This is a genomic window from Polaribacter vadi (assembly GCF_001761365.1).
In the GTDB taxonomy this organism is placed as follows: domain Bacteria; phylum Bacteroidota; class Bacteroidia; order Flavobacteriales; family Flavobacteriaceae; genus Polaribacter; species Polaribacter vadi.
Genome location: NZ_CP017477.1, coordinates 865,101 through 886,572, shown reverse-complemented (window position 1 = coordinate 886,572; position 21,472 = coordinate 865,101). Strand labels below are relative to the sequence as shown.

Genomic DNA, 21,472 nt, shown 5'->3' with positions numbered 1-21,472 from the left:
ATGTATAAAAAAACGGATATACTTTTTTAAGTAGATCCGTTTTTCTTGAAAGTTGCGTAGTTTTTTGTTAAAAAATGTTTTTCAATTTATTATAATCAATAAAATATACAAATCTTACAGAAACTGTGTGCCTTTGAGATTGTTCGAATAAATTATCCAAATTTTCGAAAAAATCTAATCTTGAATCTGAGTCTGTATTAAAAATCGAATTTCTATAAAAAGCAATTAACTGACTTCCTGGTGCAAATTGCCAGATATAGTTTAAATCTAAATTCCAGCTGTTAAAATTTACATCATTACCTACGTAATCAGAATTTGGATATAATTTACCATCCGAAAATAAATTAGCATAAGAATTATATTTTACTGAACTCCAATAATGTCTAAAGCTAATTGATAACGAAGATTTTGTACTAAAACTATATTTACCAGAAATAGTATTTGTATAACTTTTTCGATCTCTAAAACCAAAAATAATGTTATCATCAGTTTCATCTACATATCCTTGATCGTCTAAAGTTTTATTATAATTTAATCGATATCTTAATGAAAATTGGTTATTAAAACGATATCTAGGAGCTACACTAAATCCATAGCTTAGTTTTGGGTTGTTTGTAAAACTTGTGTTGTAAGCATCTGCGCTAATTTCTAATTTTTTTTGTGAATTTGTTTCAAACCAGGCATTTATATTTATTCTTTCTGGTTGAATAAAAAACTGACCACTTGTAGTGCCTTGTCTTGGCTCAAAAAAATCTTTACTTTCACTTCCATAATTAAAATTACCACCAAATGAAAAACGCTCTCTAGTTTGCGCACTTCCACCAACTCCAGCATTATAACCTGTGTAGACTCCAGAAAAATGTTGATAGTTTAAATTATGATATGAATTAACCCAAATTCTGTTAAAATTTTTAGTGGGTTGCACAGTTTTCCAACCTAAATTTCCATAAATAGTTTGTTGATCGTTTGTAAATAAAATACCTAAATCATTAGAATTAAAGTCTTTGTTTTCAGAATTGTAGCCTAATTCCCAAAACCAGTTTTCAAAGTCATACCCAAAGCTATTATCAAAAGTGTAGCCAGTATTTGGTTGGTTTACATCATCAGAAATATTACTCATTCTAAAAGAACCATCTGCATTGTATTTGCTGTCTTTAGTTTCTATATGCCAATCTAAAGCAGTTACGTTTGCGTCTCTAAATCGTCCATCTCTTGTAACGTTTGTGTTGATTAAAGAAATACTTGAATTTTGATTAAATTGTTGGTCTAAAACTAAAATATTAAAATTTGTAAAAGGATCTATAACTTCTTTTCTCGTATTTATTTCCTCAGTAATTGTACCATTATTATTTGTTGATGTTCTTGTTTGTATGGTTGCTTCTGTTTTTTGAGTTATTGCATTAAAAAAACCAATTCCAAGTCCTTTTTTTGTTCTTCCTGATATTTTAACGGCATTTATCATGGTTACTTTTCCAGGATAATCAATTATTTCTTCGTTTATTTTTTGATTATTTATATCAAAATTATCTTGATTTATTAAGGTTGATGAAACATCAAATTGATCTATTGGTGAGGCTCCAATTCTTCTTGAATAAAATAAATTGGCAGTGTTAAAAAGTTCTGTTCCTTCTGTAAAAAATTGTCTTTGTTCCGTAAATTGTTGCTCAAAAGGCCCTAGATTTAACACCACATCATCAAAACCAACTTGACTAAAATCAGGAATAAGAGTGGCATCCAACGTAAAATTTTCTGTTAAACCATATTTAATGTCCATACCAACACTCCAATCAAACTCGGTATTTCCTTCAAAAGTATTGGTAGTTGCAGAAGCGTAAGGATATAAATTTAGTCTTGTTGATGGTTTTATATTTCTAAAATCTTCAATTAAACCATCATATTGTGTCCATCTTCCAACAGTATTGTTTACATGCGTCCAAGTATGTTGTTCGTTTAGTTTTTCTAATCTTCTATGAAAATTAAATCCCCAAGATTGTACAGGTCTATTTGCAAAACGTAAAGCTCTGTAAGGAATTTCTATTTCTACATTCCAACCTTTGTCTGTAATTTTTGTAGCAGCATCCCAAACAGCACTCCAGTTTAAATCTTCATTGCCATTAGAAACTTTTGCATCAGCTTGGTTTCCTGTAATTTGAACAATAAATTCAAAAGGATTTTGACCATCGTCATTTGGATTGATGGTTACCAAGAAAAAATCAGCAATTGAAAAGTTATCCCTTACAGCAAATTCACTTGGAATATTTTCAGGATCAGGATCGTTCATTTGAGCTGAAATGTAAACAGCATCATCATCATAAACAACCTTTACTTTAGTTTGATATTCAGGACTTACTAGTTTACCATTTTCAGGTCTAAAAATAACAAAATTTGTTGCTATTTCAGCATTTTCCCAAGCTTCATCATTTAAAAGACCATCAATTTTAGGAGCGTTGGCAACTCTTGTAGTCTTAATTGTTTTTCTGTTTTTTTGATTTTGAGCTTTAAGTTGATGAATGCATAAAAATGCAATTAGCAGTAGTAAGATTTTTCTGAACATATGGTTTTGGTTGATTACTTTAAACAATTATTTAAAATATTCTTTTAATTGAATGTAATAAATACAGTGTTTATTATTACAAAGACCTATTATTTTTTAGAATGTTACAGATTTTAATTGTTAATTATTTCTTAAAATAGAATTTTATTCAAATTTAAATAAAGGTAACGCTTGTAAAGACGTTCAGTTATAAACTTTAAAATTCTGTGATGAATTGTGGTTTTTAATTTAAAGTTAATTTTATTAAAAAATTTACAAATCTTCTTCTTTGAATTTGTATTTTTGCTTCCGTTAAAAATACGATACAGATGAACTTACACGAATATCAAGGTAAAGAAATACTAAATAGTTTTGGCGTTAGAATTCAAAGGGGAATTGTAGCAAGTACTCCAATAGAAGCAGTTGCAGCAGCAAAAAAACTTACGGAAGAAACTGGTACAGGTTGGCACGTTATAAAAGCACAAGTTCACGCAGGTGGTCGTGGAAAAGGTGGAGGAGTAAAGCTAGCTAAAAATTTAGAGCAAGTAGAAAGTATTGCTGATGATATTTTAGGAATGATGTTGATTACACCACAAACTTCTGCTGAAGGAAAGTTGGTAAATCAAGTTTTAATTTGTGAAGACGTTTATTATCCTGGAGATTCTGAGCCAGACGAATATTATATGTCAGTTTTATTAAACAGAGCAACTGGTAAAAATATGATTATGTATTCTACAGAAGGTGGAATGGATATTGAAACTGTTGCAGAAGAAACTCCACATTTAATTTTTACTGAAGAAATTGATCCTTTATTAGGAATCATGCCTTTTCAAGCACGTAAAATTGCTTTTAATTTAGGTTTATCAGGAACTGCTTTTAAAGAAATGACAAAATTTGTTACAGCTTTATATACAGCATATATTAAATCTGATTCTTCTATGTTTGAGATTAATCCTGTTTTGAAAACTTCAGATGATAAAATAATGGCTGTTGATGCTAAAGTTTCTTTAGATGAAAATGCATTATTTAGACATAAAGATTATGCAGCAATGCGTGATTTACGTGAAGAAAACCCAATTGAAGTTGAAGCGAAAGCTGCAGGTTTAAACTATGTAGATTTAGATGGAAATGTTGGTTGTATGGTTAACGGAGCTGGTTTAGCAATGGGAACTATGGATTTAATTAAAGAATCTGGTGGAGAACCTGCTAACTTTTTAGATGTTGGTGGAACTGCAGATGCTCAAAGAGTTGAAACTGCTTTTGGAATTATTTTAAAAGATCCAAATGTAAAAGCAATTTTAGTAAATATTTTTGGAGGAATTGTACGTTGTGACAGAGTTGCACAAGGTGTTGTTGATGCTTACAAAAGTATGGGAGACAAAATTAATGTGCCAATTATTTGTAGATTACAAGGTACAAACGCTAAAGAAGCAAAAGAATTAATTGATAATTCTGGAATGGAAATTATTTCTGCAACAGAATTTCAAGAAGCTGCTGATAAAGTAAAAGAAGTTTTAGAAGCTTCATAGATTTTACAGTGTAGATATTTAATAAAAACGCCTCATTTTTAAAATGAGGCGTTTTTATTATATAATATGCTAAACAGGTTAATTACGTATATGACCTTCACCAATAATATAATACTTATTAGTTACTAATTCTTTTAAACCTAAAGGACCTCTATGATGTAGTTTATCTGTACTTATAGCCAATTCTGCACCAACTCCTAATTGACCTCCGTCTGTAAATCTAGTTGATGAATTTTTATATACTGCAGCACAATCTATTTGTTGCATAAAATTATCTGCATTTTCGTTATTAGTTGTCATAATTGCTGCAGAATGTCCGCCTGAAAATGTATTAATCATTTCTATAGCTTGGTCTAAATTATTTACAGTTCCAATACAGCATTTTAATGATAAAAACTCTTCGCGCCAAATACTTTTGTTTGTAATTAATTTTTCTTCTAGTAAAATATTTTTTACGTTATCATCAACCAAAATAGTTACATTTCTTTCTTTTAAGATTGATTGCAACTCTTTTAATTTTGTTTCAAAATGTTCTATGTTTTTGTTGATAAGGATTTTATCCAAAGCATTACAAGCAGAAATTTTATCAGTCTTTGCGTTGATAATTACTGATAATGTTTTATTCCAGTCTACATTTTTATCGATATATAAAAAATTATTTCCTCTTCCACTAACCAAAACTGCACATTTAGCATGGTCTTTTACAAAGTTTATTAAGCGCTCACCACCTCTTGGCACAATTAAATCTAGTTGCTCAGTTGGGTTTTTTAGAAAAAATTGTGTTTCTTCTCGGTTCATTTGCATCAATTTAATATAATCTGTACTCAAATTATTCTCGGTTAAGGCTTTGTGCCAAAAATCAACTAAAATAATATTACTGTGTACAGCTTCTTTACCACCTTTTAAAATAATTTTATTATTGGCTTTAAAGGCTAAAACTGCTGCTTCTATGGTTACATCTGGCCTTGATTCGTAAATAATCATGATGGTTCCAAAAGGAGCAGTTTTGTTGGTTACTTTTAAGCCGTTTTCTAAAATTTTATCACTAATAATTTGGTTTACAGGATCTTCTTGTGCTTTCACTTCGTTAATTGCTTTGATCATTCCATCAATTTTTTGATTGTTTAAAATCAAACGATCAAACATAGCTTGATCTTCTTTCTGAAATGCATCTAAATCTTTTTTATTTGCTGCCAACAAGGATTCTCGATTTTCATCAAGAATTCTGGTCATACTTTGCAATACGTTGTTCTTTGTTGTTATGTCTAGTAATTTCATCATTTAAGTTTTAAAGTGCTACTTTAGTTCCAACAGATTTTCCGTCAATAATATCAATAATAGTATTATCTCTTTTACCATTTGCAATAAAAGTTGGGATGTTGTTTGCTGCTGCTTCTTGTGCATAATCTAATTTAGAGCCCATTCCACCTCTGCCTTCTCCAGGTTTTTTATTGTTGTCTTTAATGTATTTATTTAAATTTTCATCAGGATTTACGTTGGATATTAAATCGCTACTTTCAGCATCTGGATGTCCTGTGTACAAGCCATCGATGTCTGTTAGGATGATTAATTTATCAGCATTCATTAATTGTGCAATTAAACTTGCTAATTCATCATTATCTGAAAACATAGACATTGTTACAGAAACAGCATCATCTTCATTTGCGATTGGAACCACACCTTCAGCCAACAATCCTTCACAACAATTTATCATATTTTGTCTGTGAACACCAGGACTAAAATCTCTTTTTGTGGGTAGTACTTGTGCGCATTTCATTCCAAAATCATTAAAAATATTGTAATAATGACGCATCATTCTTGGTTGACCAATGGCAGAATATACTTGACGTCTTTGTGTAACGTTTTCAATTTTTGATTCCCCTAAGACTTCTTTTCCAGCAATTACAGATCCAGAAGATACTAAGATGGTCATAATATCTCTTTCATATAATTCTGCAATTTGTTTTACCAAGCGTCTTAAAACAGGTCTAACAATTCTGTTATCTCTGTTGGTCATTACATTTGTTCCTACTTTAATTACAATTCTTTCTTTGTACATTTTAATTTTCTTTTCCTAATTCTACAGCCCTATTAAAAGCAGCAAAAGCAGCATCTTTTATTAATTCGTTTACATTATTATCTTCCATAGAATCTAATGCAGCACGTGTTGTACCACCTTTAGAAGCCACTTTTTCCATCCAAGAATTTGGAGATAAATTAGATTGATTAAAAAGCTCTACAGCACCTGTAAAAGTTTGGCTAACTAAAACAGTAGAATCTTGTTTGGAAAACCCCATTTTAAGAGCAGCTTCCATCATACTCTGCATAAAGTAAAAAACGTAAGCTGGTCCACTACCAGAAATTCCAGTAGAAGCATCAATTAATTTTTCGCTACTAACTTCCATAGATTTTCCAGTTGTGTCTAACAGACTTTCTACTGTTAATTTTTCAATTCTAGAAACTTCTGGAGACGTTACATAAGATGTTAGTCCTTTCCCAATTTGTGCTGGTAAATTTGGCATTGCTCTTACAATTTTTGTTAAACCAGAGTATTTTTTAATATTATCTATATTTACACCAGCCATAATTGATACTAAAACTTGACCTGGTTTTGTAAATCCTTTTAAAGCTTTAAATAGATTTTCTGCATGATAAGGTTTTACTGCAATAAAAATAATATCTGCTTTAGGCACACAATCTCCTAACTCTTTAAAAGCATCGAAATGAGAAATTTCGTTCAATGCTTCTAGTTTTTTCTCAGAATTGTCTAAAACCATAATGTTTTTTTTCTTTAACAATTTTGATTTAGACATACCTTCTGCATAGGTTAAGCCCATATTTCCTGCTCCAATTACTAATATTTTCATTTTTATTTGCTTGTTTATTACTATTTATATTTAGTTATAATTATTTTTTACGAAGAGTCATTTCTATTTTCATAGATTCAAACCCATTTTTTTCGAAAAGTTTTATGGCATTATTTTCTTTTTTTATATTTAAGGTGATGTTTCCATTACAATAATTTACAGCTTTGTTAATAAGCTTTGTTGCAAAACCTTGGTTTCTGTAGTTTTTGTGAACAGCTAAATACGTCATTAAATTTTCAGATTGATATTGACTCATACCAGTTTTGTTAATAACAACAACACCAATAATTTCATCATTTTTTTTCATTACAAAAGCATAACCTCCTAAGCTAGGTATTTCTTTTGCAGCATATAGTAAAGATTTGCTAATAGCATTTTTGGGATCTTTACAGTCTTCTAAATGTTCATGCAGAAATTTGGTAATTCTATTAATGTTTAAGAATGACATCCTATTAAAGGCATCAAAAATTTCAATTGTCATTATTTGTGATTTAATTTATCTAAAAAAGGATAAAATGAAAGGCTATAATTAGCTAGAATAAATTTTTAATAAAGAAAAATCTTTATTAAAAACAGGAAATAGATAAGAGTAATATTGTATTTAAAATACTGGGTGAGGAGGTATGAATTTTTTAGATTGGTTTCTAAAAACTAAAAAATTGAAATTAAATATTCTAAAGTTACGTAATTTATGTATCCTAACTTTCATAGCACAAATTTACGAAAATGCCTGTCCACAGACAAATTGTGGCGCATTTATAATTTTAAATTATCATAATATCAGGTAGATAGATGTTTATTTATGGCACTGATAAGTTTGGGCTACAATTAATGTAGATTCTAAAACAAGAAAGTAAACGGATAAATACAATTTATTAAAAAAGTTAAACTTGTTCCTTTAAAACAGCAATTTCATCACGTAACTTTGCAGCAACAATAAAGTCTAAAATTTATTGTAGCTGCTATTTGTTTGCGTTTTTCTCTAATATGTTTTTCTATTTATTCTATAGGAAAAATTATAAAAAATTATAGCCAAATTTTAGGGAAATATTGTTGTAATTAGTAGTAAAAGTACTAAATCTCGATAAATATCTGGTAGAGTTATACCTTACTTCTACACTAAATTTATTTTTGAAATCATAACCAGCTCTAAAAAAATAACTTACTGTCGAAATTGCATCTGAATTTGAATAATCAATTTGTGAATTTAGGATTATACCATATAATAAACCTGTATTCATAAAAATTTTATCTTTTTTGTATAAAAACATATAATGTCTTACACCAAGATGATTTTCTATAGAGTTATATTTTATGCCATAATCTCTATAAATAGGCACTATTGCTCCAGAACTAGGAATTACACCATAACCAGTTATAACAATATTTGTTACATCGAAAGAATGGTAAGAGCTTTCTAAAAAAGCAGCCCATTTATTGTTATTAAATGGGAATATGTATTCAAATTCAACACCAAATTTGATAATAGTTTTTTCGTTATTAGAATTATTTGTAGTAGTAATTGGAGGTTTAATTTTTGAAAACCCGATCCCAAACTTTGCTCTTAAATTAAATTTTCCTTTATCTTTTTTATTTCTATAAATTTTATATTTAAAATTTTGGCAATTATGGTAATCTTTAAAAAGAAGGATTAACTTTTTTTCTTTATAATCCAAATCATAAGATAGCTTTTCAGAACTGCATTTTAATTCGTCTCTTAGTGTTTTTTTATAATTTAAATTTTTTCCAATTGTATTATTTTCAGTTTTATAAACTTTATATTCTAAAGGGACTATTTTATTTTCTTTTTATAAAAAAAGTATTCTACGTCTTCAGAATAATATTTTTATAGAGAAACTTCTCCTTCAACAAGAAGTTCAAGTAGTAAGCTTTCTTTTTTTAAATCAGTCACTCTACTATCATCTAAATTATTTAAATTATTAGAATATCTCTGAATATCAACTGTAAAACGCTCAAAAACAAACTTTTCATCAATTTCTATTTTCTTTATATCTTTTTCGTTAATACTAATTGTTTCAGATTCTAGATTGGATTTAAAAATAATTTGATCTGGTGCGTAAAGCCAATCTTTATTTAAAATTAATCCTTCAATTTTTTCTCCATTTGTTTTTATTACATACCCTTTTTCATAATTTGTTTGTGCAAAAAAACTTATTGTAAAAAGAAGAATAAGTAAAGTTGATTTTCTTTTTCTAGAATTCATTAGATGAAATATTTTTTTTAAAGGATTAATATTTGGTATTGAATAAGTTATTAAAATATAGAATAACCTAAGCTAATATTATACAAATTTCTTTCATAATTCCATTTACCATTTGTAGCTTCAGAAGTTAAAGAGTCAAAATCACCTTTAAATTTAGGAATGTAACTTGCTTGTAAATAATATTTTTTAAAATTGTAACCTGCCCCTAAAGAAAAATGAATCGGGTTTACATTATTATATTTTAAATCTGCAATAAATGCATTTGTAGGATTAAATGTATAGGTTGTTTTTCCACTAGAAAAATGACCTCCAATACCTGCATTTAGAAAAAAAGTATTGTTTTGTTTCAAAGTAATATAATATCTATATTTTAAATCTAAAGTGATTAAACTTAATTCATTAACAATGGTTGAGTTTTTTGGGTTCCCTTGTCCAAAAGAATAATCTTCTTCTTTTTTACTATTTAAAAGGTAATTTATAGAGAATACAAATGCAGATTTTTTTTCTAAATTATTTAATAAATACTCTATATCTAAACCAATATTAATATGGTTTGTTTTAAAAGTTGAACTGAATGAAGGAGTTTCATTAATGTTATCTTGATTTAGAAAAGAGTAACCAATAGTTGGTGTAATATTATAAGCATCTTTAAAATCTCTTTCAAAAGAGGAATATTGTTGAAGGTTTTTATTTAAAGAGTTTATATATTGTCTAAAATATTTTTTAAAATCGTTGGAATCATAATTTAATTTGCCAACATTTAATTTTGAATTTTCAATCTTATAGTTTTGAAATATAAACTTTCGAAAGTTTTTAATCTTTTTACTTTTAGTATTTTCTTTAATAACTTTATATTCTAGTAAATTTACTTGGTTTTTTGACTCTATAAAAAAATATCTATTATTTGTTTCTTCATCTAAATAAGATAATAAAGAAAAATCTTCTGTTTCTATTAAAACTTTTAAAACTAGATTTTTGTTTTCTGTTTTAAATATTTCAGAATTATTTTTAGTTTTGGCTTTCATTCCTTTTTCTAAAAACTCAATAGAAACCTCTTTTTTAATAAATTTAATAATATCATAAACATTTATTTCTAAAATTTCATTCGTAGATTTTTCTAAAACTTTATTAGAATTTAAATTTTCTTGATAATATATTTTACTCGGTTTTTCTGCTCCAAAAGCTTTGATATATACTTCTTTTTTCTCTCCTTCTAAATTAATAAAATATCCTTTTTTGAATGTGGTTTGAGCAAAAGACTGTAAATAAAAACCTACTATAAGTATAAATATCGTTTTTTTCATTTTATTTATGTTTATTTTTTTTTCAAATATATTAAATATTCTCTTTCAGAACTGCAGTTTCATCATGTAACTTTGCAGCAACAATAAAGTCTAAACTTTTGGCAGCAGCTTCCATTTGCTTTCGTTTTTTACGAATTCTATCTTCAATTTCTTCTTTTGGTAAATATTGCAATTCTTGTTCTGCAGCAACTTCTTTTGCATTATCATAATGATAACTAGAAACTGCAGATTTTGTTAATGTATCTTCAATATTTTTGTTGATTTGTAAAGGAATTTTTACATGATTTTATTAAATAATACAAATTATAATTAACTTCGTTTTAAAGAGAAATGACCAGTTACTATTCTTCCGTTTTCTAGTACTATTTTAAACCAGTAATCATTAGAAGGCATTAGGGTTCCATTATAAAGACCATTCCAATTATCATTTATAGAATCTAATTTTTTTAGTAAATTTCCATATCTATCATAAATATAAAGATTGTACTCTAGGTTTAATGTGCCTTTAATTTTCCAAACATCATTCACACCATCATTATTAGGTGTAAAAAATCTAGGGTAATCAAGAATAAAAACATCAGTCTCAAAAAAATTACAACCATTAATTTCTCTAGCAGAAACTGTATAAGTACCACTATTAAGATCATAAAAAACATTGCTTGCTTGAAAAGATATGTTATCTAATGAATATTCATAATCTATTTTGCTATCATTATTAATAGTGATAGTATTAGCATTAGAAAAATCTACAATATCAATTTCGAAGCCATTATTTACACTAATACTGTCAGTTAGGGTTATTTTTAATTCAACAGTAGATTGGCAAATTCCATTATTAATAGTATAAGTATATAGTCCTTCAGGATCTATATTAGGATTAAATATGTTTGTTCCACTATTTAATTGAGGACTCCATATTCCTCCTAAATCAGGGTTTCCATCAACTTTTTCTAATAAATTTATAGGGTTGCTTTTTTTACAAATTGTTATGCTAGAGTTAACTCCAGTATTAGGCGATTCTGTAATTGAAATATTTAATTCTGAAGTTGATAGGCAAGAACCATTATTTACTGTATAAATGTAAGTTCCAGATGTATCAATTGTTGGATTAAATGTATTTGTGCCACTAGCTAATTGTGGAGTCCAAATTCCTCCTAAATCAGGATTTCCTTCAATCTTTTCAATTAAATTAATTGATACATTATCATTACACAAAGTTAAATTAGAATTAATGCCAGCATTTGGTTTATCAACAAAATTTATCTTTAAAGTTGATGCTGCTATGCCACAATTTGAACTTGAAACAGTGTAAGTATATAAACCTTGTGTATCAATTGTAGGATTAAATATATTTGTTCCACTTGCTAGTTGTGGGCTCCAAATACCATTTAAATCAGGATTTCCATTTATCATTTCAAATAAATTTATTGATGTATTTTCATTACATAATGTAATACTGGAATTTACACCAGCATTTGCTTGTCCATCTAAACTAACCTCAAGTTTAAGGTAATCATCACAATCACAAATAGCATTATCAAATGTAAATGTGTAAATTCCTGGGGCATCTACTAAAGGGTTAAATTCACCATCAGAATTGTTTAAAGCAGGTGACCAAACTCCAGTGCTATTTGAAGGAATTCCAATTTCATCAAAAAGATTTACAGGGCTGCTATTAGAACATAAACTTAATTTATTAATTCCTATTGTAGAGGTTTCTTCTTTTGGAGGTAAATTTCCAATTATTTTATTTCTTTTCCATACGCTTGAATCAAATGTGCCTGCAAATAATGTATTGTCATTTAAAAATAATTTGTTGGTAGTTAACTTACCCATACTTCCACAAATTGGGTTCCAAATTTTTTCATTTATATCTGCAATATAAACACCTGTATTGGTAGCAGCATATATATAATTATTATCAAAAAGAATATCTTTCACAAATTTTGGATCAGTATTAAATGGATTCCAATTTAGACCTAAATCTGTGCTAACCATTACCCCTTTTGAAGTGGCTGCATATAAAATATTGTTTATTAATTCAAAATCATGGGTTAAATGAAAACTAGAAGTTATTGAAATATTATTCCATGTATTTCCTAAATTATTTGAAACAAACATTTCGCCACTTTGGTTGCTTACCAAAATAATATTATTGTAAACTTTAACACTAATATAACTGGTTTCAGTATTAAAGCCATTTGTTTGAGCTAAATTCCAGTTTTCTCCATTATCTATTGAAATGTAAATTCCTGATCCACTCACTCCAGTAGCAAGAGAACCATTATTGTAATCTAAACCTTGGTTAGATTTATTGGTTCCTGGATCAAACTTTCTATCCCAAGAATCACCATTGTTATTGGATTTATAGATACCATTTCTAGTTGCTATAAAAATGGAATTATCTAAAGAGAAAATATCATTAATAGCTAAACTATTCGAATTATCTAAACCATTATTTTTTAATACCCAAGATTCTCCATTATTATTTGAAAAATAGACACCTTGATTTAGTGTACCTACATAAATGTTGGAATTATTCTTTTTTAAGGATGTAATTTCTAAGGAATTTATCCCATTATTTAGATTACTCCAATTAACACCCAAATTTGAAGACTGATGCAACCCAGATGAAGAACTTGCAATTATTGAGTTATTCTTTATAAATAAATGATTTATGAAACTATTTGTATTAGGTATTTGAACCATAGTCCAATCTTGTCCTTGATTGTTTGAATAGAAATATTTACCAAAAGACGTGGTTAAATAAACAATGTTATTTTTTTGCGTCATATAGGTTATAGAAGCATCATTATTATTTATTACACTCTCTTTCCATGTTTCTAAATTGTCTGAAGAAATATATACGATACCCTCTGAACTGGCATATAAAATATTGTTCTCTGATGTCATTGCGCGAATTCCATTCGGTTTTAAATTAGGAATATTTACAACTTGCCAAGTATCGCCATTGTTAGAGGTTTCAAATAAAGAAGTACCAGCAGCATATATTTTAGAATTAAAAAGAATAAAATCTCGAATCTGAATATTACCTATTTGATTACTTTTATCAATCCAAGTAATGCCATTATCTGGAGAATAATAAACACCTCCATTAGCATTTCCTGCATATATATTTTCGTCGTTAACCAATAAACTATAAAACGTTAAGTTATCTATGCCCGTATTTATTGCATTCCAGTTTTTTCCACTATCGTTAGAAAAATAAATACCGTTTCTACTAATTGAGGCATATAAAAAACCATTGTGCTCAACAAGCGCATTTACTTTTATATTACAAGGTAATCCAGAAATACTTAGCTCCCAGTTAAAGCCATTATCAGTAGATTTATAAATTCCTCCACTGGTGGATAGAATAAGTTCTGAGCCAACTTGAACAATTTCATTTGAATACCCTCCATTAGGACCATCTGTTTGAACCCATTGTGAAAATATAGAAAAATTTAAAAATAAGATTATAAAAAGGGATAATTTAAATTTCATTTTTTTTGATGTTAAATAATAAATTTTATTTAAACCATTAGTTTTTTTTATAATTAAATTTATTTAAACCTGCTCTTTTAAAACTGCAATTTCATCCCTTAATTTTGCAGCAACAATAAAATCTAGACCTTTGGCAGCAGCTTCCATTTGCTTTCGTTTTTTACGAATTCTATCTTCAATTTCTTCTTTTGGTAAATATTGCAATTCTTGTTCTGCAGCAACTTGTTTTGCATTATCATAATGATAACTAGAAACTGCAGATTTTGTTAACGTATCTTCAATTTTTTTGTTGATTTGCGTTGGTACTTTGTTATGTTTGGTGTTGTAAGCAATCTGAATTTCTCGTCTTCTATCAGTTTCATCAATAGTACTTTGCATACTTTTTGTAATTTTATCAGCATACATAATTGCCAAACCGTTTACGTTTCTTGCAGCTCTACCAACAGTTTGTGTTAACGATTTATTATTACGTAAAAAACCTTCTTTATCAGCATCTAAAATAGCGACTAAAGAAACTTCAGGTAAATCTAAACCTTCTCGTAAAAGGTTAACACCAATTAAAACATCAAACAAACCTTTACGCAAATCTTGCATAATTTCCACACGTTCTAAGGTATCCACATCAGAATGTATATATCTACAACGAATATCAACTCTAGTTAAATATTTTGTCAATTCTTCTGCCATTCTTTTGGTTAAAGTAGTCACTAAAGTTCGCTCGTCTTTTTCAACACGAATCTGAATTTCTTCAATCAAATCATCAATTTGATTTAAACTTGGGCGCACTTCAATTGGCGGATCTAACAAACCTGTAGGTCTTATAATTTGCTCCACAAAAACTCCTTCCGTTTTTTGCAATTCGTAATCAGCAGGAGTTGCAGAAACAAAAATGGTTTGATTCTGAATTTCCTCAAATTCCTCAAATTTTAAAGGACGATTGTCCATGGCTGCTGGCAATCTAAAACCATATTCCACCAAATTCTCTTTTCTACTTCTATCTCCTCCATACATAGCATGTGTTTGTGGAACAGTTACGTGGCTTTCATCAATCACCATTAAATAATCATCTGGAAAATAATCTAACAAACAGAAAGGTCTTGTGCCAGGTTCACGTCCATCTAAATAACGAGAATAGTTCTCAATTCCAGAACAATAACCCAATTCACGAATCATTTCTAAATCGAATTCTGTACGTTCTTCTAATCTTTTTGCTTCTAAAGGTTTGCCAATTTCTTTAAAATAATTGACTTGTTTTACCATATCATCTTGAATTTGATGAATGGCATTTTGTAAAACATCTGGAGAAGTCACAAATAAGTTTGCAGGATAAATCGTTAAATGTTCAAACTTTTCAAGAATTGTATTAGTTTCTAAATCGAAAGATTCTAGTTCTTCAATTTCATCACCAAAAAATAAAACACGATAGCCATTATCTCCATAAGATGGATAAATAGTTACAACATCACCTTTTACTTTAAATTTTCCACTTTTAACTTCAATTTCAGTTCTAGAATATAAACTTTGCACTAATTGATGCAAAAAAGTAGTTCTGCTAATTTGCTGACCAACTCTAATAGGAATTACGTTTTTCTTAAATTCTTTCGGATTTCCAATTCCATATAAACACGAAACAGAAGCTACAACCAACACATCTCGTCTACCAGAAAGTAGGGAAGAAGTTGTGCTTAAACGTAAGCGTTCTATATCTTCATTAATAGATAAATCTTTTTCTATGAACGTTCCTGTAACAGGAATGTAGGCTTCTGGCTGATAATAATCATAGTATGAAACAAAATATTCCACAGCATTTTCTGGAAAAAATTGCTTGAATTCTGAATATAATTGAGCAGCTAAGGTTTTATTATGTGCCAAAACCAAGGTTGGTTTTTTAACATTTTTCACCACATTTGCAATTGTAAACGTTTTTCCTGAGCCTGTAACACCTAACAAAGTTTGATATTTCTCGCCAGATTTTATTGCTTGAGATAATTCTTTTATTGCTTGTGGCTGATCTCCTGTAGGAGAAAATTCTGATACCAATTTAAATTCCATACTGTAAAAATACGGATACTTAAACTTTTAAAAAATAGATAATTTTAAAAATCAAGTTAAATTTTGATTTTAGAAAAAAAGCTTTTAGTAAGTTTAATTATTTCGCTCCTTTGGAGCTTTTTTGGTTTTATTATTTTTTCTGTTATTAATATTTCGCTTCTATGAAGCTAAAATGCCATAGGGATGAAATATAAATAGAAAAGGATATTACAAAGGTTAATTTAGCTCCATAGTAGCGATATATTGAAGGTAAAGTTATAAAAAAAATGAAAATGGATTTATTTTGAAATGAGCAATACTTATTAAGAGCGATGAAAATTTGGTTCCATAAAAATCTCGCTAAAATTTATATAATAATAAAATCACTCGAACTAACTTTTGTATAATTTTAGTATTTTTATAATATGGATTTATTTTCTTCGGATAAAATAACAAATATTTTACCTTTTGATGGCACAACAAATTATCATGGAATTATTTTAGATAAAAGTCAGTGCGATTTTTATTATCAGCAATTATTAGAAAAAATTAATTGGAAAAATGATGAAGCGATTATTTTTGGTAAAAAGATTATTACCAAAAGAAAAGTAGCTTGGTATGGAGCATCAAAGTATTCTTACACATATTCTAAAGTTACAAAAACGGCAAATCTTTGGATAAAGGAATTGCTAGAACTCAAAGAAATCGTCGAAAAAGAGAGTAATGAAACGTATAATTCTTGCTTGCTAAATTTGTATCATTCAGGAGATGAAGGAATGGCTTATCATTCTGATGGCGAAAAAATGATGAAGAAAAATGGCGCAATTGCTTCTTTATCTTTAGGAGCTGAACGTAAATTCTCTTTTAAACACAAAGAAACCAAACAAAGAATTGATATTGTTTTAGAAAGAGGAAGTTTATTGGTGATGAAAGGTGAAACACAAAAGAACTGGTTGCACAGATTGCCACCCACAAAAAAAGTAAATTCGCCTAGAATTAATTTGACTTTTAGAACAATAGAGTTGTAAAGTTTAATTATCAATTTTTTTGATAAAATCTTCTCTATAATTTAAACCAATAGGAATCCAATTATCATCAATAATAATTCTATTTCTCTGTACAGAATAAATGTGTTTTAAAGAAACAATATAAGATTTGTGTACACGTATAAAATTCGATTTGCCTAGTTTTTCTTCAAAACTTTTTAGGCTACTTAAGGTTAAAATCGGTTTTTCTTTATGCGTGTGAATTTTAATATAATCTTTTAAAGATTCTATATATTTAATATCTGCCAAGTTTATTTTTAAATTTTCATATTCAGATTTTACAAAAATAAATTGTGGCGTAACTTGAGAAATTACAGTAGGTGTTTTTTCTTCAACCTTTAACTGTAATAAATTATGAGCTCTTGTAACTGCTTTTAAAAATCGATGAAAAGGTATTGGTTTTACAAGATAATCGATAGCATTTAAATTAAAACCTTCTACTGCATAATGCGAATATGCTGTTGTAAAAATAAAAAGTGGTTTTACCTCCAAAGATTTTATAAAATCGATTCCAGAAAAATCTGGCATTTCTATATCAGTAAAAATTAAATCTATTTTTTGTGTCTGTAAAATGGTTGTTGCTTCAAAAGCATTAGAGCAAGTTGCAACCAATTCTAAATACGGAATTTTAGATACAAAATCTTCTAATAATTCCAATGCAAGAGGTTCATCATCTATAATTATACATTTCATTTATTTCTTTTTAGGTTGATTTTTAGACTGATTTCAAATGATTTTTCACTTTTTGTAATCTCTAAAGTATGCGCATTTGGATATAATAAATTCAGTCTGTTTTTAATGTTCTCTAAACCAATACCAGAGTTTTTGTTGTCTAAATTTTGTAAAGAAGAAATGTTATAAACTTCAAGATATAGTTCATGATTATTTGTAGTAATAACAATCCTAATTTCTGTTTTTCCTTTATAATCTGTGCCATATTTAAAAGCATTTTCTATAAAAGAAATTAGTAGTAAAGGTTCTATTTTATATTTTAAACTACCATGAACATTTATTTTTACACCACTAGAATTTCTTAATCTTAATAGTTGCAAAGAGATATAATTTTTTATGTATTCTATCTCTTTTTCTAACGAAATAAATTCTTCATTTGCTTCATAAATCATATATCTCATTAATTCAGAAAGCGTAACTATAGCAACTGTTGTATCATCAGATTTTTTATTCGCTAAAGAATAAATACTGTTTAATGTGTTGAATAAAAAATGAGGATTTAATTGTGCTTTTAAGAAGGATAATTCAGAGTTTATTTTTTGAGAAGCTACTAAAGTTCTTTCTTTTTCAGATTTATACCATTCTGAAACTAGTTTTACACAGGTACTTAAAGCAAAAAATAAAAGCAATAAAATAGGAGGCCTTAAATTTATAGATCTCTCTCTAGGTATGGGAAAATTTTTCTTTAAAAATTCTTTTGGAAAATTTGGTTTTAAAAATGATTTTAAAAATGGTTCTAAAAAAATATTTATTATAATTATTAAGGCAAGGGAAATTACTACATAAACTATAATTTTTTTATTCAGCAAAAATTTAGGAACTAAAAAAATATAATTAAGATAAAAAACGGCTAAAAAAATAAAATTTAAAAAATAAAATTCATTAGGAATTGTGCTAAATCTAGAATAAGATTGAATTGCAGTAAAAGCAATAAAGAAAATCCATAATAGGCTATGAATACTTATTGTTGTATTTATTTTTTTTGAAAAGACGTTCAATTTGGTTAGTTATTTAACTTTGGTAAAACTAAAAAGGTATGTTCTTAAAAGAATCACAACAAACTGTTGTATTTTTCATAAAAAAAAATTACTAATAATTAGTAATTTTTTTTCAACTCAATATTTAATTAATCATCATCATTTTCATACTCATTGGGTCTAAATTCCCAAACGTCATCAAAATAATAACTACCACTTCTACCCATTAAAACAAAAGCTTTATCCGTAAAACTAAAAGCAGACGCATTTTGTCTTGCAGTACCTTCAAAATCTGGCACTTCTAACCAAGTGTCTGTTGCAGGGGTGTAAGACCAACTTGCAGTTGTAATAGCACCAGAAATACCTGTGGTTACATACCCCATTCCATTTAAAGAAAAAGCTACTCCACTACTTAATAAGATTTGAAAATCATCATCATCATCTTCATCATCATCTAAATCAGATAAACGTGTCCAAGTAGATCCATTAAAAGAATAAAAATCTTCTTCATAAGCACCATTGTGAATTCCTAAACCAATATAGGCAACATTATCAATCGTAAAAACAGAAGCATTTTGGCGTTTTTCGCCACCAAAACCTACAGATTGTTCCCAAGAGTCGTTGGCTACATTATATTTCCAGAAGTCTTTTTGTTCACTTCCATCATAACCTGTTCCAATATAACCATCATTACCAATTGCGAAACCAATGGCACCATATCTTCCAGTTCCTGCAAAATCTGCTTTTTGAGTCCAAATATCTGTGGTTGGATCATATTCCCAGAAATCTTTTAATCGATTACTACCATCATAACCAGTTCCTACATAACCTTTTCCATTAATAGAAAAACCAACTGCACCACTTCTGCCAACTCCAGGAAATACAGCTTTTTGAACCCAATAATCATCATCAGAATTATACTCCCAAGTATCTGCTAAATAACCATCACCATCATAACCTGTTACTAAATAACCTTTTGTGCCAATGGTAAAACTTACAGAGTTTGCTCTAGAATTTCCATCAAAAGTTGAACTTTCTACCCAGTTTCCTAATTCATCATCATCTTCATCATTATCACTACAACTTACAGTTATTAAAGACATTAATGCAGTCATAAATAGAACACTGCTTCTTTTTATTAAATTTGTTTTTCTCATTGTATTTAATTTATTCATTTGCTTAATTATGGCGCAAACGTAAATGCAATTTATTTTATAATACTAACAAATAGACAAACAAGGAAATTTTATAGATGACTATGTAAACCAAATGTTAATTTTCTTAAAAGGTGTTAATTATAGGGTTTAGAGATGTTTTTTGATCATAAGTCTATAAAAAAGTCCTGTTTATATATTTTGTGATTTTTTATGATAAACAGCCTGATATTTTTGCTTTAAAAAGAAACATGAAGCATTATATAATTGGCGTTTTAAGTCTAATTTTTGTATTTTCTTGCACTACAGATGATACAGTTTATGAAGTAGGTAGTGATTTTATAGAGAACAATATTCAGTTAAGAGTTATTGACACTTTTGCAGTAAAAGCAGGAACTTTTAAATTAGATTCATTAATAACATCTAGTACAAACCGAATTTTATTAGGGAATGTTAAAGATGAAACTTTAGGTTCTTTAACATCTAAATCTTACATGCAATTGGTAGCGAATACTTTTACTATTGATGCAAGAGCAGTGTATGATTCTATTGGTTTTGTTTTAAATTATGATACCTATTATTATGGAGATACTACTAAAGTACAAACCTATAAATTGCATAGAATTACAGAAACAGTTGAACCCAAAGACGTAGATAATTTCTACAACACTTCTTCTTTAGTTTACGATGCAGCTGTTTTAGGACAAACTTCATTTATACCAAACCCGAATAAAGCTACAGATTCTATTTTTATTAAAATGGATGATATTTTGGGTGAAGATATATTTACCAAAATTGTAGATAATGATATTAATACTACAGATGATTTTCTGCAATATTTTAAAGGTTTAGCAATTGTGCCTGATATATCAGAAAATAATCATGTTTTGGGGTTCAATGCACAATCAACAGCAAATATTACAGGGAATTCTAGTATGCGTTTGTATTACAGTATTAATGATGATGATAGTGAGGATAATAGTTATTATGTAGATTTTACAATTCCAAGCGCAGATAAACAATTTAATGAGATTCAAACAGATTTATCAAACACTATTATAGGTGATTTTGTAGATAATGAAGAAATTAAATTAAGTGAAAATACCAACAACTCAATTTATACGCAAGCAGGATCTGGACTTACCTCAAGAATAGAAATTCCATCGATTAAAAAACTTGCAGAAATATCAGAAAATGCAACCACTTTAAGTGCCATTTTAACTTTTAATCCTTTAAAAGGATCGTTTAATAAAAGCAATCCTTTACCAAATACATTGTCAGTTTATGTGGTAGATCATAAAAATAGAATTTTAAAACAATTAACAGATATAGATGGTAATGTTGCAGCTGCCTTTCTTTTTGAAGAAGAAGATGAATTTAGTGAAAACAATTATTACAGTGTAGATTTAAGTGGTTTTGTAGAAGAAATTCTGTTTTCTGACATCAATTTAAATTATGCTTTAATGATACAATATGATAATTTTTCTAACAACGTAAATAATATTGTTATTGAGCACAACCCTAATACCAACAAAGAAATAAAATTATCAGTAAAATATTTAACCTATTAA

The 21,472-nt window shown here is 28.1% G+C and carries 17 protein-coding genes; 3 read left to right on the top strand and 14 right to left on the bottom strand.

Going from position 1 to position 21,472, the window contains the following annotated elements; translation table 11 throughout:
* Positions 1-67: 67 nt before the first annotated feature.
* On the bottom strand, positions 68-2,554 hold the full coding sequence (locus LPB03_RS03990; protein WP_065319164.1) for a DUF5916 domain-containing protein: 2,487 nt from the start codon (positions 2,552-2,554) through the stop codon (positions 68-70).
* A 308-nt stretch (positions 2,555-2,862) separates the two neighbouring features.
* Here LPB03_RS03990 and sucC point away from each other — a divergent pair, with 308 nt between their 5' ends.
* Positions 2,863-4,062, top strand: a complete 1,200-nt coding sequence (gene sucC / locus LPB03_RS03985) for an ADP-forming succinate--CoA ligase subunit beta (protein ID WP_065319165.1) — start codon at positions 2,863-2,865, stop codon at positions 4,060-4,062.
* Positions 4,063-4,140: 78 nt separating this feature from the next.
* Here the strand turns inward: sucC and LPB03_RS03980 are convergent, their stop codons facing one another.
* The 10 genes from LPB03_RS03980 to uvrB form a co-directional block, all read right to left on the bottom strand.
* Complete coding sequence (locus LPB03_RS03980) at positions 4,141-5,340, bottom strand: glutamate-5-semialdehyde dehydrogenase (RefSeq protein ID WP_065319166.1); 1,200 nt, start codon at positions 5,338-5,340, stop codon at positions 4,141-4,143.
* A 10-nt stretch (positions 5,341-5,350) separates the two neighbouring features.
* Positions 5,351-6,121 (bottom strand): glutamate 5-kinase, encoded by a 771-nt coding sequence (proB, locus tag LPB03_RS03975; protein ID WP_065319167.1) that lies wholly within the window; start codon positions 6,119-6,121, stop codon positions 5,351-5,353.
* Position 6,122: 1 nt separating this feature from the next.
* Positions 6,123-6,929 (bottom strand): pyrroline-5-carboxylate reductase, encoded by an 807-nt coding sequence (gene proC / locus LPB03_RS03970; RefSeq protein ID WP_065319168.1) that lies wholly within the window; start codon positions 6,927-6,929, stop codon positions 6,123-6,125.
* Between the two features lie 40 nt (positions 6,930-6,969).
* On the bottom strand, positions 6,970-7,410 hold the full coding sequence (locus LPB03_RS03965) for a GNAT family N-acetyltransferase (protein WP_065319169.1): 441 nt from the start codon (positions 7,408-7,410) through the stop codon (positions 6,970-6,972).
* A gap of 535 nt (positions 7,411-7,945) precedes the next feature.
* On the bottom strand, positions 7,946-8,605 hold the full coding sequence (locus tag LPB03_RS03960) for a hypothetical protein (protein WP_065319170.1): 660 nt from the start codon (positions 8,603-8,605) through the stop codon (positions 7,946-7,948).
* 170 nt (positions 8,606-8,775) lie between these two features.
* Positions 8,776-9,153: a hypothetical protein gene (locus LPB03_RS03955; RefSeq protein WP_065319171.1), complete on the bottom strand. Its 378-nt coding sequence runs from the start codon at positions 9,151-9,153 to the stop codon at positions 8,776-8,778.
* Positions 9,154-9,203: 50 nt separating this feature from the next.
* Positions 9,204-10,457, bottom strand: a complete 1,254-nt coding sequence (locus LPB03_RS03950) for a porin family protein (RefSeq protein ID WP_065319172.1) — start codon at positions 10,455-10,457, stop codon at positions 9,204-9,206.
* 31 nt (positions 10,458-10,488) lie between these two features.
* Positions 10,489-10,629 (bottom strand): UvrB/UvrC motif-containing protein, encoded by a 141-nt coding sequence (locus LPB03_RS16820; RefSeq protein ID WP_231953134.1) that lies wholly within the window; start codon positions 10,627-10,629, stop codon positions 10,489-10,491.
* A 137-nt stretch (positions 10,630-10,766) separates the two neighbouring features.
* Positions 10,767-13,961, bottom strand: coding sequence for a T9SS type B sorting domain-containing protein (locus tag LPB03_RS03945; protein ID WP_065319173.1), 3,195 nt, complete (start codon positions 13,959-13,961; stop codon positions 10,767-10,769).
* 63 nt (positions 13,962-14,024) lie between these two features.
* Positions 14,025-16,013: an excinuclease ABC subunit UvrB gene (uvrB, locus tag LPB03_RS03940; protein WP_065319174.1), complete on the bottom strand. Its 1,989-nt coding sequence runs from the start codon at positions 16,011-16,013 to the stop codon at positions 14,025-14,027.
* 404 nt (positions 16,014-16,417) lie between these two features.
* Between uvrB and LPB03_RS03935 the strand changes: the two genes are divergently transcribed.
* Positions 16,418-17,020, top strand: coding sequence for an alpha-ketoglutarate-dependent dioxygenase AlkB family protein (locus LPB03_RS03935; protein ID WP_065319175.1), 603 nt, complete (start codon positions 16,418-16,420; stop codon positions 17,018-17,020).
* A gap of 3 nt (positions 17,021-17,023) precedes the next feature.
* Here the strand turns inward: LPB03_RS03935 and LPB03_RS03930 are convergent, their stop codons facing one another.
* The 3 genes from LPB03_RS03930 to LPB03_RS03920 form a co-directional block, all read right to left on the bottom strand.
* Positions 17,024-17,731, bottom strand: a complete 708-nt coding sequence (locus LPB03_RS03930) for a LytR/AlgR family response regulator transcription factor (RefSeq protein WP_065319176.1) — start codon at positions 17,729-17,731, stop codon at positions 17,024-17,026.
* Entirely contained in the window at positions 17,728-18,399 is a 672-nt protein-coding gene (locus tag LPB03_RS16730; RefSeq protein ID WP_170324206.1) for a sensor histidine kinase, read from the bottom strand. The genes LPB03_RS03930 and LPB03_RS16730 overlap by 4 nt, the downstream gene beginning before the upstream one ends.
* A 497-nt stretch (positions 18,400-18,896) precedes the next feature.
* Complete coding sequence (locus tag LPB03_RS03920) at positions 18,897-19,904, bottom strand: Kelch repeat-containing protein (RefSeq protein ID WP_065319387.1); 1,008 nt, start codon at positions 19,902-19,904, stop codon at positions 18,897-18,899.
* A 248-nt stretch (positions 19,905-20,152) separates the two neighbouring features.
* Here LPB03_RS03920 and LPB03_RS03915 point away from each other — a divergent pair, with 248 nt between their 5' ends.
* A complete protein-coding gene (locus LPB03_RS03915; protein ID WP_139058953.1) occupies positions 20,153-21,472 on the top strand; it encodes a DUF4270 family protein in 1,320 nt (439 codons plus the stop codon).

Bases quoted from the DNA above. Each gene is read 5' to 3' on its own strand.
- LPB03_RS03920 (WP_065319387.1), bottom strand. From the start codon at position 19,904: ATGAGAAAAACAAATTTAATAAAAAGAAGCAGTGTTCTATTTATGACT.
- proC (WP_065319168.1), bottom strand. From the start codon at position 6,929: ATGAAAATATTAGTAATTGGAGCAGGAAATATGGGCTTAACCTATGCA.
- LPB03_RS03965 (WP_065319169.1), bottom strand. From the start codon at position 7,410: ATGACAATTGAAATTTTTGATGCCTTTAATAGGATGTCATTCTTAAAC.
- LPB03_RS03915 (WP_139058953.1), top strand. From the start codon at position 20,153: ATGAAGCATTATATAATTGGCGTTTTAAGTCTAATTTTTGTATTTTCT.
- LPB03_RS03945 (WP_065319173.1), bottom strand. From the start codon at position 13,961: ATGAAATTTAAATTATCCCTTTTTATAATCTTATTTTTAAATTTTTCT.
- uvrB (WP_065319174.1), bottom strand. From the start codon at position 16,013: ATGGAATTTAAATTGGTATCAGAATTTTCTCCTACAGGAGATCAGCCA.
- proB (WP_065319167.1), bottom strand. From the start codon at position 6,121: ATGTACAAAGAAAGAATTGTAATTAAAGTAGGAACAAATGTAATGACC.
- LPB03_RS03955 (WP_065319171.1), bottom strand. From the start codon at position 9,153: ATGAATTCTAGAAAAAGAAAATCAACTTTACTTATTCTTCTTTTTACA.
- LPB03_RS03980 (WP_065319166.1), bottom strand. From the start codon at position 5,340: ATGAAATTACTAGACATAACAACAAAGAACAACGTATTGCAAAGTATG.
- LPB03_RS03935 (WP_065319175.1), top strand. From the start codon at position 16,418: ATGGATTTATTTTCTTCGGATAAAATAACAAATATTTTACCTTTTGAT.
- LPB03_RS03930 (WP_065319176.1), bottom strand. From the start codon at position 17,731: ATGAAATGTATAATTATAGATGATGAACCTCTTGCATTGGAATTATTA.
- sucC (WP_065319165.1), top strand. From the start codon at position 2,863: ATGAACTTACACGAATATCAAGGTAAAGAAATACTAAATAGTTTTGGC.
- LPB03_RS03950 (WP_065319172.1), bottom strand. From the start codon at position 10,457: ATGAAAAAAACGATATTTATACTTATAGTAGGTTTTTATTTACAGTCT.
- LPB03_RS03990 (WP_065319164.1), bottom strand. From the start codon at position 2,554: ATGTTCAGAAAAATCTTACTACTGCTAATTGCATTTTTATGCATTCAT.